This window comes from Phenylobacterium sp. (assembly GCF_041691455.1).
Classification (GTDB): Bacteria; Pseudomonadota; Alphaproteobacteria; order Caulobacterales; family Caulobacteraceae; genus Phenylobacterium.
In genome coordinates this window covers 59,794-73,794 of the sequence record NZ_JBEPUO010000004.1, presented here as the reverse complement: position 1 = coordinate 73,794, position 14,001 = coordinate 59,794, and the positions used below count along the sequence as shown (strand labels likewise).

General features: G+C 68.4%; 12 protein-coding genes. 5 read left to right on the top strand and 7 right to left on the bottom strand.

The features are described 5' to 3' along the window. Complete coding sequence (locus tag ACESMY_RS08465; RefSeq protein WP_372784129.1) at positions 1–408, bottom strand: DUF6855 family protein; 408 nt, start codon at positions 406–408, stop codon at positions 1–3. 233 nt (positions 409–641) lie between these two features. Between ACESMY_RS08465 and rsgA the strand changes: the two genes are divergently transcribed. Then, positions 642–1,763 carry a ribosome small subunit-dependent GTPase A gene (rsgA, locus tag ACESMY_RS08460; RefSeq protein ID WP_372784128.1) on the top strand — a complete coding sequence of 374 codons (1,122 nt, stop codon included), beginning with the start codon at positions 642–644 and terminating at the stop codon, positions 1,761–1,763. A gap of 28 nt (positions 1,764–1,791) precedes the next feature. Here the strand turns inward: rsgA and ACESMY_RS08455 are convergent, their stop codons facing one another. The 3 genes from ACESMY_RS08455 to ACESMY_RS08445 form a co-directional block, all read right to left on the bottom strand. Continuing rightward, positions 1,792–2,664 (bottom strand): DUF2189 domain-containing protein, encoded by an 873-nt coding sequence (locus ACESMY_RS08455; protein ID WP_372784127.1) that lies wholly within the window; start codon positions 2,662–2,664, stop codon positions 1,792–1,794. 216 nt (positions 2,665–2,880) lie between these two features. Further along, positions 2,881–3,900 (bottom strand): ketol-acid reductoisomerase, encoded by a 1,020-nt coding sequence (ilvC, locus tag ACESMY_RS08450; protein WP_372784126.1) that lies wholly within the window; start codon positions 3,898–3,900, stop codon positions 2,881–2,883. 105 nt (positions 3,901–4,005) lie between these two features. Further along, complete coding sequence (locus tag ACESMY_RS08445) at positions 4,006–4,515, bottom strand: GNAT family N-acetyltransferase (protein ID WP_372784125.1); 510 nt, start codon at positions 4,513–4,515, stop codon at positions 4,006–4,008. 222 nt (positions 4,516–4,737) lie between these two features. Between ACESMY_RS08445 and arfB the strand changes: the two genes are divergently transcribed. From arfB to ACESMY_RS08425, 4 genes are all read left to right on the top strand, one after another. Continuing rightward, on the top strand, positions 4,738–5,160 hold the full coding sequence (arfB, locus tag ACESMY_RS08440; RefSeq protein ID WP_372784124.1) for an alternative ribosome rescue aminoacyl-tRNA hydrolase ArfB: 423 nt from the start codon (positions 4,738–4,740) through the stop codon (positions 5,158–5,160). Between the two features lie 51 nt (positions 5,161–5,211). After that, on the top strand, positions 5,212–6,321 hold the full coding sequence (locus ACESMY_RS08435; RefSeq protein ID WP_372784123.1) for a DUF3667 domain-containing protein: 1,110 nt from the start codon (positions 5,212–5,214) through the stop codon (positions 6,319–6,321). A 71-nt stretch (positions 6,322–6,392) separates the two neighbouring features. Next, on the top strand, positions 6,393–6,938 hold the full coding sequence (locus ACESMY_RS08430) for a hypothetical protein (RefSeq protein WP_372784122.1): 546 nt from the start codon (positions 6,393–6,395) through the stop codon (positions 6,936–6,938). A 79-nt stretch (positions 6,939–7,017) separates the two neighbouring features. Then, positions 7,018–7,302, top strand: coding sequence for a hypothetical protein (locus ACESMY_RS08425; protein WP_372784121.1), 285 nt, complete (start codon positions 7,018–7,020; stop codon positions 7,300–7,302). A 55-nt stretch (positions 7,303–7,357) separates the two neighbouring features. Here ACESMY_RS08425 and clpB read toward each other — a convergent pair whose 3' ends face one another. The 3 genes from clpB to ACESMY_RS08410 form a co-directional block, all read right to left on the bottom strand. Continuing rightward, positions 7,358–9,940 (bottom strand): ATP-dependent chaperone ClpB, encoded by a 2,583-nt coding sequence (gene clpB, locus ACESMY_RS08420; protein ID WP_372784120.1) that lies wholly within the window; start codon positions 9,938–9,940, stop codon positions 7,358–7,360. Positions 9,941–10,054: 114 nt separating this feature from the next. Next, positions 10,055–11,959, bottom strand: a complete 1,905-nt coding sequence (locus ACESMY_RS08415; RefSeq protein ID WP_372784119.1) for an alpha/beta hydrolase family protein — start codon at positions 11,957–11,959, stop codon at positions 10,055–10,057. Positions 11,960–12,077: 118 nt separating this feature from the next. After that, on the bottom strand, positions 12,078–13,991 hold the full coding sequence (locus ACESMY_RS08410) for an alpha/beta hydrolase family protein (protein ID WP_372784118.1): 1,914 nt from the start codon (positions 13,989–13,991) through the stop codon (positions 12,078–12,080). Positions 13,992–14,001 lie beyond the last annotated feature (10 nt).

Genomic DNA, 14,001 nt, shown 5'->3' with positions numbered 1-14,001 from the left:
TCAGAGCGCCCGCATGCGGTTGTTGCGCGAGGCCTTCTCGACCTCGGCCAGGCCCAGAGCCTCCAGCACCGGCGGCACATAGACGCCGAAGCGGCCTCTGAGGCCCTTCTTCAGGCCATACCAGCCGCCCTGCGGGTTGTCCGAGGCCCGGCCCCAGGCCTCGACCGTGCCCGCCGCCGCCGGCTTTTGTTCGTCCGCGCCGCCGAGCGCCACCCAGTCGCCGCGCGACTTCAACATGGCGTGCAGGTCCTCGATGGCGGCCAGCGCATAGCGAAGCTGGGTCTTGCCGACCTGGACCACCAGGGCCGGCGGATCGAGGGTCTCGTCGCGCCAGGCCTGGAATTCGGACCCGCCGCTGGGCGTGGTGAGCGTCCAGGGATTGTCCTTCAAGCCGTCGCCGCTCGCCATCGTCCACTCCCGCCCGCGTCCAGCCCCCTTCTTGACCCAGGGCGGCCCCGGGGCCAAGGTCCGCCTCGCACGCACGCAAACCTTGAACGAGGGAGGATCTGATGACGACGCCCATTGCCACAGCCCTTCGTCGCGTCGCCGTGCGGGTTGCCTAGGCAACCGACCCTTCCTCGAAAAGGCGGGATTCCGCGGTCGACGCCGGATTGGCTCGAACCTTCAAGGAAACCCTGACATTGCTCACCTCATCTGGGCTCAGCAACTACGGCTGGACCGAAACGCTCCAACACGACTTCCAACCCTTCGCGGCCGAAGGGCTGGTCCCGGCCCGGGTCATCGTCCAGCAACGCAACCTCTACCGCCTGGTCCTCGAGATCGACGGCGCCGCCGCCGAGATCGAGGGCCGCATCTCCGGCCGCTTCGCCCATGAGGCCGCCGTCTTCAATGAGAATGGGGGCGGCTATCCGGTCACCGGCGACTGGGTGGCGGTGGACCTGAAGGGCGACGCCGCGGTCATCGCCAGCGTCCTGCCGCGCCGCACCGCCTTCACCCGCATGGCGGCCGGCACCGCCAAGGACATGCAGGTGGTGGCGGCCAACGTCGACATGGCGCTGCTGGCCGCCTCGCTGAACGCCGACCTCAACCTGCGCCGCCTGGAACGCTACCTGGCCACCGCCTACGAGAGCGGGGCCGAACCGGTCTTCCTGCTGACCAAGGCCGACGCCTGCGACGACCCCGAGCCCCTGGTCGAGAGCGTGCGGGAGATCGCCTTCGGCGTGCCGGTGCTGGCGGTGTCGGTGCGGACCGGCGAGGGTCTGGAGGCGCTGTCGGCGCTGCTCGCGCCCGGCAAGACGGCGGTGCTGCTGGGCTCGTCCGGGGTCGGCAAGTCCACCCTGGTCAATGCGCTGGCCGGGAGTGAGCGGATGGCGACCAAGGAGATCCGCGAGGACGACGCCCACGGGCGGCACACCACGACCCACCGGGAGCTGATCCTGCTGCCCTCCGGCGCCCTGATCCTCGACACGCCGGGCATGCGCGAGCTGGCGCTCTGGGACTCCGAGGCCGGGGTGGCGGCGGCCTTCGCGGAGACCACCGCCCAGGTCGACGAGCTGGCGTTGGGCTGCAAGTTCCGCGACTGCGCCCACGACCGGGAGCCCGGCTGCGCGGTTCAGGCGGCGCTCGCCGACGGGACCCTGGACGCCGAGCGCTGGCGCAGCTTCCAGAAGCTGCAGCGCGAGGTCGCCCACACGGTGCGCAAGGAGGACCCGCTGGCCGCGGCCGCCGAGCGCAAGCGCTGGGTGGCGATCCACAAGGCCGGGCGCTCGCGCATGAAGGCCAAGCGCGAGATCGACGACTGACGCGGGGGGCTCGGCGCGCCGGCGGACTTCAGGCCTCTCCCACCGCCTTGCGGTAGAGGTGCCAGCTGGCGTGGCCGAGCACCGGCACCACGAAGATCAGGCCGACCAGGGCCGGGATCGAGCCCAGCACCAGGGCGCCGGCGACGATCGCGCCCCAGAGCGTCATCACGCCGAGGTTCGCCGAGACCGCCCGCAGGGAGGTGCGGACCGCCGTCATCAGGCCCACGTCGCGGTCGAGCAGCAGGGGGAAGGAGACGACGCTGATCGCGAAGGCGAACACCGCGAAGAGGAAGCCTACGCCGACGCCCGCGGCGATCATCGTCCAGCCGCCGCCGGTCTGGAACACGCTGCGCTCGAAGGCGGCGATGGTCTGCGGCGGCGTGGAGCCCAGCGTCGCGAGATAGATCTCATAGGCCACGCCCAGCCAGACCAGGAACAGGCCGAGCAGGATGGCGCCGAGACCCAGGATCGAGCCCAGGGCCGGCGACTTGAACACCCCGAAGCCGTCGAGCCAGGTGACCTGCGCCCCCTGCTCGCGCCGGCGGCTCAGCTCGTAGAGACCCACCGCGGCGAACGGACCGACGATGGCGAAGCCCGACGCCAGCGGAAACACCAGCGGCAGCAGGTCCAGGCTGAAGGCCAGGCGCGCGAGCACCAGACCCGCCAGCGGATAGATCAGGCCGATGAACAGCACGTCGTCGCGGGTGGCCCCCACGTCCGCCATGCCCTTGCGCAGCGCGTCCCAGAGGTCGGCCGCCCCGATCTTGCGGACGGCGGGCGCGACCTGGCCTGCGTGCCGGTCGCGCCGGGGCAGCACCACATGGGCGACATCGGAGGCCGCCCAGCCGAGCTTCTCAAGGACGAATTCGAAGGGGTTTTCGACATGATTTTCGGACGCCATTCCTGATCTCCCGGACCCTGGGTCTGGGGGTGGCCTTGGCGGGGGCGGCTCTAGGGTTCGTCGCGCAGCGCAGACCACAACCCAGACGTTATGGCCTCAGGCTAGCACGGAAGTAGCGAGCCGTCGCAGGGGTTCAAAATCCCACATCATCCCGGATCGTCCCCTTCGGGCCGTCCGGGATGACGAAGCTTGGATGTAGGTCTCGGCCGTCCCGGCTCAGTTCCGCGCGGTGTCGACCAGCTTGTTCTTGGTGATCCAGGGCATCATGGCGCGAAGCCGCTGGCCGACTTCCTCGATCTGGTGCTCGGCGCCGCGCTTGCGGGTGGCCTTGAAGCTGGGGGCGCCGACCGCATTCTCCTGCATGAAGTCGCGCACGAAGCGGCCCGACTGGATGTCGTCGAGGATGCGCTTCATCTCGGCCTTGGTCTCCGCCGTCACCACCCGCGGGCCCGAGACGTATTCCCCGTACTCGGCGGTGTTGGAGATCGAGTAGTTCATGTTGGCGATGCCGCCCTCGTAGATCAGGTCGACGATCAGCTTCACCTCGTGCAGGCACTCGAAATAGGCCATCTCCGGCGCGTAGCCGGCCTCGACCAGGGTCTCGAAGCCCGCGCGGATCAGCTCGACGAGGCCGCCGCAGAGCACGGCCTGTTCGCCGAACAGGTCGGTCTCGCATTCCTCGCGGAAGTTGGTCTCGATGATGCCGGAGCGCCCGCCGCCGATCGCCGAGGCGTAGGCGAGACCGAGGTCCATGGCCCCGCCCGTGGCGTCCTGGTGCACCGCGATCAGGCAGGGCACACCGCCGCCCTTCTGGTACTCGCCGCGCACCGTGTGGCCGGGGCCTTTGGGCGCCACCATCAGGACGTCGATGCCGGGCGCCGGCTCGATCAGGTTGAAGTGCACGTTGAGGCCGTGGGCGAACAGCAGCGCCGCCCCGTCGCGGATATTGGGGGCGATGTCGGCCTTGTAGATGTCGCGCTGCAGCTCGTCGGGGGCCAGCACCATGACCGCGTCGGCCCATTTGGCGGCGTCGGCGACGCTCATCACCTTCAGGCCGTCGGCTTCCACCTTCTTGGCGGTGGCCGAGCCGGGCTTCAGCGCCACGGCGACGTTCTTCACGCCCGAATCCTTGAGGTTCAGCGCATGGGCCCGGCCCTGGGAGCCATAGCCTACAATGGCGATCTTCTTGTCCAGGATGCGGGAAAGGTCGGCGTCGCGGTCATAGTAGACGCGCATGATTGTTCTCCTGGGTGGTCAAGAAGTTGCGCTCAGACGCAACGAGAGTGCGGGAAAGCGGGCGCTTTCCAGCGGTTTTTTGCGTGAAGGTCAAGCCAAGCGAGGTCACAGGCGAAGCCGCGCCATCGAGATCGAGTCCACATAGCCGCCGTTGCGCCAGGAATAGGCGCGATGAAAGCCCTCGCGTTCGAAGCCGAACCGCTCATAGAGCGCGATGGCGCGGGCGTTGTCCGCGTAGGCGCTCAGCTCCAGCCGCTTCAGGTTCAGCCAGTTGTCGGCCAGGTCGATCGCGGCCGCCAACAGGGCCGTGCCCGCGCCCCGCCCGGCGTAGGCGTCGTGCACCGCCATGCCGAACTGGCCGGCGTGGCTGCGCCGGTTCTCGTAGCGCTCCAGTCCCAGGCAGCCGATCACCCTGCCCTCGATCACCGCCACCAGGCGGGTCAGGGTCGCGGGCGGGTCGGCGGCGCGCCTCTGGCGGGCATCCACCGAGGTATAGGGCAGCTGGAGGGTGCCGGCGTAGGCCAGCGGCTGGTTCCAGGCCTCGGTCAGGTCTGGAATGTCGCCGGGCTCGAGGGCGCGGATCAGGATGTCGGTCTTGGGCTGAGGCGGGTCCATGGTCTCATCTCGGTTGGCGGGACGGACGAGGGACCAAAAGAAAAGCCCCGTCCGGATCCGGCGGGGCTGGTGGGTGGCTATCGTTGCTTTGAGGTAGCTCTAGCGCGCGACATCCCTTACCGGCCCGCCTGTGGCGGTCAGCATGGTAAGTACGAGAATGGCGGCGAACGAGCGCATGGACGCCTCATACCTCGTTAGGCGAAGCTTGGCAAAACCGGTCCGATGATTCCCGTCACCGAAACCATCTCGATCGAGGACGACGAGATCAGCGAGAAGTTCGTGCGCGCCTCCGGTCCCGGCGGCCAGCACGTCAATACCTCATCCTCCGCGGTCGAGTTGCGGTTCGACGCGCGCAACTCCCCGTCCCTGCCCGATGAGGTGAAGCATCGCCTGGAGCGGGTGGCCGGCAGCCGCATGAACCAGGAGGGCGTGATCGTGATCTTCGCCCAGAGCCATCGCAGCCAGGAGATGAACCGGCAGGATGCGCGGGCCCGCCTGGTCGACCTCATCGAACAGGCCACCCACAAGCCCAAGCCCCGCAAGAAGACCCGGCCCACCTACGCCTCGAAGCTGAAGCGCCTGGAGGGCAAGTCGAAGCGGTCGGGGGTCAAGGCCATGCGCGGACGACCGAAGGGCGATGACTAGGCGCGGTCGTCTGCACTAGGTTCTCCGCAGCGCGCGAGTCCGGGGGGCGAGGTGAGCGGGGAACTTGAGGCGGCGGCGGCCGATTCGCTGGGCCATCTGATCGGACGCCGCCGCAAGGCGCCGCCGCCGGGGACGCCGTGCGCCAACTGCGGGGCAGAGCTGCAAGGACCCTACTGCCATGTCTGCGGCCAGACCGCCGACACCCACAAGCGCTCGATCCTGCGGCTGATCTGGGAGGCCGGCGAGGCGCTTTTCGAACTGGACGGGCGGCTCTGGCGCACCGTGCCGGACCTGTTCCTGCGGCCCGGGCGCCTGGCGCGGGACTATATGGACGGCCGCATCGTCCGCCACGTGCCGCCGTTCCGGACCTTCCTGGTCGCCCTGGTGCTCTTCATCTTCGCCGCCGAGCATGCGGCCCATGAGGAGACGCTGAGCAACGCCCGGCGCAAGGCGACCGAGATCGCGGCGCTGAAGACCCCCGCCGGCCGGAGCGTCGCGGCCGGCAAGATCCGGGACGAGGCGGGCACGGACCTGGCCGCGGACATGACCGAGGCCCGCAAGGACCGCGCCGAGGCGCTGCTGGACCCGGACGAGAAGCCCGGCCACGCGGCGGCGGCCTATGACCGGACCATCGCCAAGGCCGAGGCCCGCTATCGCCGGCGGATCGCCGAGGCCGACCGGGCGGCCCAGGGCCTGGCGCCGGACAATGCGGAGGCCGCGGTCGGTGAGGCGCGCACCGGCTGGAAGGCGGGGCTGAGGAAGGCCACCGCCAATCCGGACTACTACTGGAGCGTCCTGTTCTCCTGGGGCCAGCGGACGGCGATCCTGCTGCTGCCGATCGTCGGCCTGACCCTGGCGCTGGTCTATCGCAACCGCAAACAGGTGTTCATCTACGACCACCTGCTGGTGGCGATGAACCTGTTGTCCTTCGCCTTCCTGACCAACGCCGTGGGCCTGATCCTGCCGGGCCAGCTGGCGATCGTCTGGTTCCTGGCGCTCGCCGTCTGGACGCCGATCAACCTCTTCCAGACCCTGCGCGGCGCCTATGGATCGAGCGTGCTGGGGGCGATCCTGAAGACCCTGATCGTCTGGACGACGACGGTGGTGTCGTTCGGCCTCCTGCTGCTCGGCCTGATGGTCTTCAGCCTGAACCAGCTCTGAGCGGCGCGAGCGCCCGGCGGTCTCGAGCCCACTGGCGCGATTTCGCCGCATTGGCCTATATGCTCCGCTTCATGGCCGACCGCGCTCGTCTCCTCGCCGCCGCCGCCCTTCTGGGCTCGCTCACCGCCTGTGCGCCGACCTACGGTCCGTCGCCGCCGGGACGTGGGCCGAGCCTGCCGGCGGAGGACGCCGCGTTCCGCGCCGGCGACTTCGCCTGGTCGAAGGCGCCCGGCCACAACGCGCTGATCGGGGCGCTGAACTACCGGGGCTCCGGATCGGCCCGCTACACCTGCGCCGGGGCGACCGTGGTGCTGACCCCGGAGACCCCCTGGTCGCGCCGGCGGATGATGGTGCTCTACAAGTCCGACCAGCGCTCGGCCCTGCCGACCGACGACGTGCGCAGCCGCACGGCCCAGGCCCCGCCCGGCGACTCCAACCCCTTCGTCAAGCGCGCCACCTGCGACAACACCGATCGCGTGAGCTTCTCGGGCCTGCCGGACGGCGCCTGGTACGCCGTGACCCTGGCCAAGCCGGTCGCGGGCGCCTCGGGGCCCAGCGTCGCGGTCATGCGCCGGGTGGTCACCCGCGGCGGGCGGGCCACGAGCTTCGAATTCTAGGGCCCGGATTTTCGCGAGAAACCCGCTGGGCCGATCTGCGTTCTTCCTCGTCGGGACAACCAACGAAGGAAAATTTTCCATGCGTAAGCTTATGTTTGCCGGCTTGGCCGTGGCCACGCTGATGGGCGCCGCCGGCGCCGCCAGCGTCAGTTCGGCCCAGCCGGTCGTGGTCGAACGCTACGGCCACTGGGACAACACCTGGGGCCACGCCCCGCCCCCGCCCATGCACAGGTGGCACCGCTGGCGCGGCCATGAGGCCGACTGGTACGGCCACGTCCACAACTGCATGGTGCGCTACCACGGCTACGACGCCCGCCGCGACATGTACCGCGAAGGCCATCGCTGGGTCGCCTGCGCCGACTGATCCGGCCGGACCCTGGAGTCCAGGAAAGGCCCCGGCGCTCGCCGGGGCCTTTTCGTTAGTGGACCTTGGCGCGGCCGATGATCAGGCCGTCCTGACCGGCGGAGACGCTGATCACCGCGCCATCCTCCAGCTCGCCCGCCAGCAGCTTCTTGGCGATCGGGTCGACCAGTTCCTTCTGGATGACCCGCTTCAGCGGCCGCGCGCCATAGACCGGGTCGTAGCCGCGTTCGGCCAGCCAGTGGGTGGCCGCCGCGTCGAGCGCGATCGACATGCGCCGCTCGCCGAGCAGCTTTTCGACCCGTTGCAGCTGGATCTTGACGATGTCGTCCATCTCGCCGCGGCCCAGCCGCTTGAAGAGGATGATCTCGTCGATGCGGTTCATGAACTCCGGCCGGAAATGGCGGCGGACCACGTCCATCACCGAGGTGCGGGCGACCTCCACGTCCTCGCCGTCGTCGAGCGTGGCCAGGAATTCCGAGCCCAGGTTCGAGGTCATGACGATGATCACGTTTCGGAAGTCCACCGTGCGGCCCTGGCCGTCGGTGAGCCGCCCGTCGTCCAGCACCTGCAGCAGCACGTTGAAGACGTCCGGGTGGGCCTTCTCGACCTCGTCGAACAGCAGCACCTGGTAGGGCCTGCGCCGCACCGCCTCGGTCAGCGCCCCGCCCTCGTCATAGCCGACGTAGCCGGGGGGCGCGCCGATCATGCGGGAGACCGAGTGCTTCTCCATGTACTCGCTCATATCGAGGCGGGTGATGGCGTGCTCGTCGGCGAACATGAACTCGGCGAGCGCCTTGGTGAGCTCGGTCTTGCCGACGCCCGTGGGGCCCAGGAACAGGAACGAGCCGATCGGGCGGTTGGGGTCCTGCAGGCCCGCGCGGGCCCGGCGCACGGCGTCGGAAACCGCCAGCAGGGCCTCCTCCTGGCCGACCACGCGTCCGCGCAGAGCGTCTTCCATCTTGAGCAGCTTCTCGCGCTCGCCCTCCAGCATCTTTTCGACCGGCACCCCGGTCCAGCGGGAGACGACAGCGGCGATCTGTTCGGCGTCCACGACTTCGGGGGAGACCGCGTCCTGGTCGGCCTTGGACTCTTCCTCGGCCAGGCGTTTTTCGAGCTGCGGGATCTCGCCGTAGGCGATCTCCGAGGCGCGCTGCAGGTCGCCGCTCCGCTGCGCCACGACCAGCTCGGCCCGCAGGCGATCGAGCGCCTCGCGGGTCTGGGCGGCGGAGGAGACCTTCTCCTTCTCCGCGCGCCACTTGCCGGTCATGTCCTCGGACTGGGCCTCGAGGTCGATGAGTTCGTCCTCCAGCTTCTCCAGCCGGGCCTTGGAGGCGGCGTCGGTCTCCTTGGTGAGCGCCTCGCGCTCGATCTTCAGCTGCACGACGCGCCGGTCGATCTCGTCCAGCTCCTCGGGCTTGGAATCCACCGCCATGCGCACGCGGCTGCCCGCCTCGTCCATCAGGTCGATGGCCTTGTCCGGCAGGAAGCGGTCGGCGATGTAGCGGTTGGACAGCGTCGCGGCGGCCACGATGGCGCTGTCGGAGATCCGCACCCCGTGGTGCAGCTCGTATTTCTCCTTGAGGCCCCGCAGGATGGAGATGGTGTCCTCCACCGTGGGCTCGGAGACGAAAACCGGCTGGAAGCGACGGGCGAGCGCCGCGTCCTTCTCGACGTTCTTGCGGTACTCATCGAGCGTGGTGGCGCCCACGCAGTGCAGTTCGCCGCGCGCCAGGGCGGGCTTCAGCAGGTTGGAGGCGTCCATGGCGCCTTCGCTCTTCCCGGCGCCCACCAGGGTGTGCATCTCGTCGATGAACAGGATGATCGAGCCCTCGGCGGCGGTGACCTCGTTGAGGACGGCTTTCAGCCGCTCCTCGAACTCGCCGCGGTATTTCGCGCCGGCGATCAGCGAGCCCATGTCGAGCGCCATGAGCTTCTTGTCCTTCAGGCCCTCGGGCACGTCGCCGTTGACGATGCGCAGCGCCAAGCCCTCGACGATGGCGGTCTTGCCGACGCCGGGCTCGCCGATCAGGACGGGGTTGTTCTTGGTGCGCCGCGAGAGGACCTGGATCGTGCGGCGGATCTCCTCGTCGCGGCCGATCACCGGATCGAGCTTGCCGTCGCGGGCGGCCTGGGTGAGGTCGCGGGCGTAGCGCTTCAGCGCATCGTAGCCTTCCTCGGCCGAGGCCGAGTCGGCGGTCTTGCCCTTGCGCAGGGCGACGGCGGCGGCTTCGAGGGCCTTGGTGGTGGCGCCCGCGTCCTTCAGCACCTTGGCCGCGTCGCCGCCGTCCTTGGAGATGGCGATCAACAGGCGCTCGGTGGTGACGAAGGCGTCGCCCGCGTCCTTGGCGCCCAGTTCGGCGCCGGCGAAGACGCGGGCCGTCTCGGGCTTCATGTAGAGCTGGCCGGAGCCGCCCTCGACGCGGGGCGTCTTGCCCAGCAGGGCGTCGGTGGCCTTGTCGGCCTCGTCGGGCCGTCCGCCGGCGCTCTCGATCAGGGCGCGCGACAGCCCGTCCTTTTCTTCCAGCAGCACCTTCAGGAGGTGCTCGGGGCCCAGCTGCTGATGGCCGCGGGCCAGGGCAAGGCTCTGGGCAGACTGGATCGCCTGTTTGGCGCGGTCGGAATAGACGTCGATATTCATCAGGTCCCCTTGAGTAGGCGAATGGGCGGGGCCGCCTCATCAAGCACGGCCCAGCCCTCCCGATGTAGTGTGGCGGATCAGCCACACAAGGCGCAACGATACGCCGCAGCGGACCTAGTTCGGCGGGTTGTTCTTCTCCAGGAAGTCAACGGTGGCCTTCAGCATCTGCAGGCGCGTGTCGCCGCGCGTCAGCCAGTGATCGGTGCTGTCGAGTGTGACGTACTCCACCGGCTTTCCTGCCCGCTTCATGGCATTGGCCATGAGCCGGCTTTGCGCGATCGGAACGACCGTGTCGTCCTTTCCGTGGATCAGCAGCAACGGGCCTTTGATCCTGTCGATGTGGTCGATGGGTGAGATCTCGGCGACGGACGCGTCGCGCCCTTCCTTCGCGCCGATGAACTCCATGAGCGAATGCTCAGGCTCACGGCCATCCCGTTCTCGCACCCAGGGCGTGAAGTCCTCCATGTCCGAGATCCCGCCATAGGAAACCGCGCACCGGTACACGTCGGGATCCAGCGTCAACCCCGCCATCGCGGTGTAGCCGCCAAAGCTCGCGCCCACGATGCAGACGCGTTTGGGATCGACGATGCCCTCCTTGGCCAGGTAGCGAACCCCATCCGAGAGATCGGTCTGCATCTTGCGGCCCCACTGGCCGAAACCGGCGTCGCGAAACTTGCTCCCAAAGCCGGCCGATCCTCGAAAATTCACCTGCAAAACGGCGTAGCCTCGGGACGCCATGGCCTGAGCCCACCAATCGAACCCCGGTTCGTCCCGCTGTTCCGGGCCGTCGTGAGGGAAGACAATCAGAGGAAGGTTCTTCTCGCCGGCCCCACGCGGAGTCGCCAGATATCCGGTCAGTTGCATGCCGTCCGCGGCCTTGAACTGGATCGGCCTGACGGGCGAAATGTCGGCGGGGCCGACCTTATCGTACCGGTTTGCGATCCAGTCGGCGTGGCGTGAGTTCAGATCGATCAGCGCATAGCCAGGCCCCAGATCGGGGGAATCGACACTGACGACGATCTTTCGTCGGTCGTCGGTCCAGGAAACGAGCCGGACGCGTTGGTTGGGATAGGCGTGTTCGACCAGTTTCCAGGCCTGCTGATCCGCATCGGAGAAGAAGCGATAGCGCTGCTCGTCGCCGACCAAGCCCGCGATGCCGATCAGGTTGTGGTGGGCAGGGTCGAACACCGGCCTTTCACTTCCTTCGATCGGCAAGAGTTCGGACCATTCCCCCTTGCCATTCACTTCCCGAAGCAGCTGTTCGTCGCCGCGCGTCTCCGACACGAGAACCGAATTCCCGTCCCGGCCGAGGCCAAGCAACACGGGAACCTTGTAGAACTCGTCCTTCCACGCCTTTTCGTGGCGCTCCATCTTCTCGGTTCGGACGTCCTTCCAGGCGTCGTCGCTCCTGAACTTCAGGGCCCAGGTCCTGGACGACCTGTCCCATGTCGACTCCGCGATGGCGTGGCCGTCCGCAGCCAAGACCAATCCCATCGCCCCCGGCGCGCCGACTTCGACCGCCGTGGACTTGTCGGTGTCCATGTCGATTCGGTAGATCGTATGGACCAGGTAGAAGCCGGAGAGATGGTAGGTACGCAGGAACAGGACAGGCTTGCCACCGATGACGCGTGTTTGACCGCCCCAGAACGCGTTGAAGCTCGCCGTCGTATCCTGCAGGAGCTCATGCGTGCCGCCCGTCAGGATGTTGTAGTCGAATCCCAACTGAAACTCGCTCCGAGTGGCCTCCGTACCTTGAAGACCTGCTCTGGAGCCGCGCGACACGAAAAGGTGGTCAGGCCCTACCCAAAGCATCCCGGAAAGCTTGGCGTCGCCGCCCTGGAGCAACCGCTCCAGCCGATGCTGAGCGAGATTCTCGACCCGAATGGATCGCTTCTCACCGTCGGTCTGGATCAAAGCCAACCGCGAGCCATCGGGCGAGATCGCGATGTCCTCGACCGCCGCCAGCTTGCCATAGGCCTCGAGAGGCGCAGCCCTCGCGGCGCCCGCCGCGAGGGCCAATAGGCCCGCCGCCACTCCACCCCACCTCAACATGCAACGCTCCCCATTACAGGCGAAGGTTGTCGGGACACCGGCCTGAAATCAAGCCGGCGGACCCCCGCCGATCGCCTCGGACCGCTCAGTTCGGCGGATTGTTCTTTTCCAGGAAGGCCACCACCGCCTGCAGCATGGCGAGCCGCGTGTCGCCGCGGGTCAGCCAGTGGTCGGTGGAGTCCAGGGTGATGAACTCGACGGGCTTGCCGGCCGCCTTCAGGGCGTCGGCCATGATGCGGCTCTGCTCCAGGGGCACGACCGTGTCGTCCTTGCCGTGGATCAGCAGCATCGGGACGCTGACCCGATCCACGTGGGCGGCGGGCGAGATTTCCGACAGCGAGGGGTCACGCGCGCTTTCCGCACCCACGAACCGCACCAGATAGCGCTGCGGGCCGATCCCGGACTGGTTGCGGACCCAGGGCGCGAAGCTCCGCAGGTCGGAGATGCCGGCGTAGGCCGCCGCGCAGCGGTAGACGCCGGGGTCGAGCGTCGGACCGGCCATGGCCGCATAGCCGCCGTAGCTCGCGCCGACGATGCAGACGCGCTTCGGATCGACAATCCCCTGGCGGGCCAGATCTCGCACCCCGTCGGACAGATCGGTCTGCATCTTGCGGCCCCACTGGCCGAAACCGGCCTGCAGGAAATTCCAGCCGAAGCCGCTGGAGCCGCGGTAGTTGACCTGCAGCACCGCATAGCCGCGCGAAGCCATCGCCTGGGCCCACCAGTTGAACCCCGGCTCGTCACGGACCGCGGGTCCCCCGTGCGGGAAGACCACCAGCGGCAGGTTCTTCGGATCGGCGCCGTGAGGGATCGTCAGGTAGCCGCTGAGCGGGACGCCGTCCTGCGCTTTGAAGCGGATCGGGCGGACCGTGGCGATATCCGCCTTCTGCAGGCGGTCGAACTGCGGGCCGATCCTGGTGACGGCGTGGGTGGCGGCGTCGACGAGGGCGAAGGCCGGCCCCTCCACGGGCGAATTCACCGCCACCACCAGTTTCTGCCGATCGTCGGACCAGGAGATCAGCCGCACCTGCTGGTCGGGGAAGGCCTTGAGCAGCGCGCTCCAGGCCGTCTGGTCCTGAGGCTCGAGGAAATTGTAGCGCTGCTCCTCGCCGATCAGGGCGTGGTAGCCGATCAGGTTGTGGGCGGCGGGATCGAAGATCGCGCTGTCGTCGTCGGCGATGTCCAGCGGCGGTCCCCAGGCGCCGTCGAGGCCGACCTCGCGGACCTGGGCCCGGCCGTCCATCATCTCGCGCATCAGGATCGTATGGCCGTCCCGGCCAAGGCCCTCGAGCGCCGGGGTCTCCAAGGTGTGCTCGACCGACCGGCCCTCGCGCCAGCCGGGCCCCGCCTTCACCTTGAGCGACCAGCGGCCGCTACGGTCGTCATAGGTGGTCTGGGCGATCGGATAGCCATTCGCGTCGACCAGCCAGCCCCGGCTCGCCAGCGTGCCCATCTCGACGAGACCGGCCCGCTCCTTCTCCAGGTCGATGCGGAAGAGCGAATACATCCCCTGGCCGCTGTCGTTGAACTGGATGCCCTCGACGAACAGGTTCGGCTTGCCGTCCAGCATTCGCGCCATCGGCGGCCCGAAGACCGTCGGCAGCGAGCGCGGGACGTCGCGCAGCAGGGGATAGAGCTTCCGGGTCTTCAGGCTGTAGTCGAAGATCAGGAAGTACTCGGCTCGCGGGGCGCCGGTGTCCTGAATGGTGGTGGTCTTCGAGGTGGTGAGAATCAGGTGGTCCGGCCCCACCCACTGCAGGGCGCGGATCTTGGCGTCGCCGATTCCCAGCACATGGGGGGTCTTGCCGTCGGCCAGGGTTTCGATGGCGATCTGGCGAAGTTCGCCGTTGGTGCGCAGGAGCGCGATCTGTCGCCCATCGGGCGAGATCACCGCATTCTCCAGCGCCGGCAGGTGGCCGTAGGCGTCGAGGGGCGCCGCAAGGCCGGCGGACGCCCACGTCAGGACCAACGCGCCCAGCGCGGCCTGCAACCTAAGCATGATCGATTCC

What these genes read in the sequence shown, in the direction of transcription:
- ACESMY_RS08465 (WP_372784129.1), bottom strand. Translation starts at nt 408, where the DNA reads ATGGCGAGCGGCGACGGCTTGAAGGACAATCCCTGGACGCTCACCACG.
- ACESMY_RS08455 (WP_372784127.1), bottom strand. Translation starts at nt 2,664, where the DNA reads ATGGCGTCCGAAAATCATGTCGAAAACCCCTTCGAATTCGTCCTTGAG.
- ilvC (WP_372784126.1), bottom strand. Translation starts at nt 3,900, where the DNA reads ATGCGCGTCTACTATGACCGCGACGCCGACCTTTCCCGCATCCTGGAC.
- ACESMY_RS08445 (WP_372784125.1), bottom strand. Translation starts at nt 4,515, where the DNA reads ATGGACCCGCCTCAGCCCAAGACCGACATCCTGATCCGCGCCCTCGAG.
- arfB (WP_372784124.1), top strand. Translation starts at nt 4,738, where the DNA reads ATGATTCCCGTCACCGAAACCATCTCGATCGAGGACGACGAGATCAGC.
- ACESMY_RS08430 (WP_372784122.1), top strand. Translation starts at nt 6,393, where the DNA reads ATGGCCGACCGCGCTCGTCTCCTCGCCGCCGCCGCCCTTCTGGGCTCG.
- ACESMY_RS08425 (WP_372784121.1), top strand. Translation starts at nt 7,018, where the DNA reads ATGCGTAAGCTTATGTTTGCCGGCTTGGCCGTGGCCACGCTGATGGGC.
- clpB (WP_372784120.1), bottom strand. Translation starts at nt 9,940, where the DNA reads ATGAATATCGACGTCTATTCCGACCGCGCCAAACAGGCGATCCAGTCT.
- ACESMY_RS08410 (WP_372784118.1), bottom strand. Translation starts at nt 13,991, where the DNA reads ATGCTTAGGTTGCAGGCCGCGCTGGGCGCGTTGGTCCTGACGTGGGCG.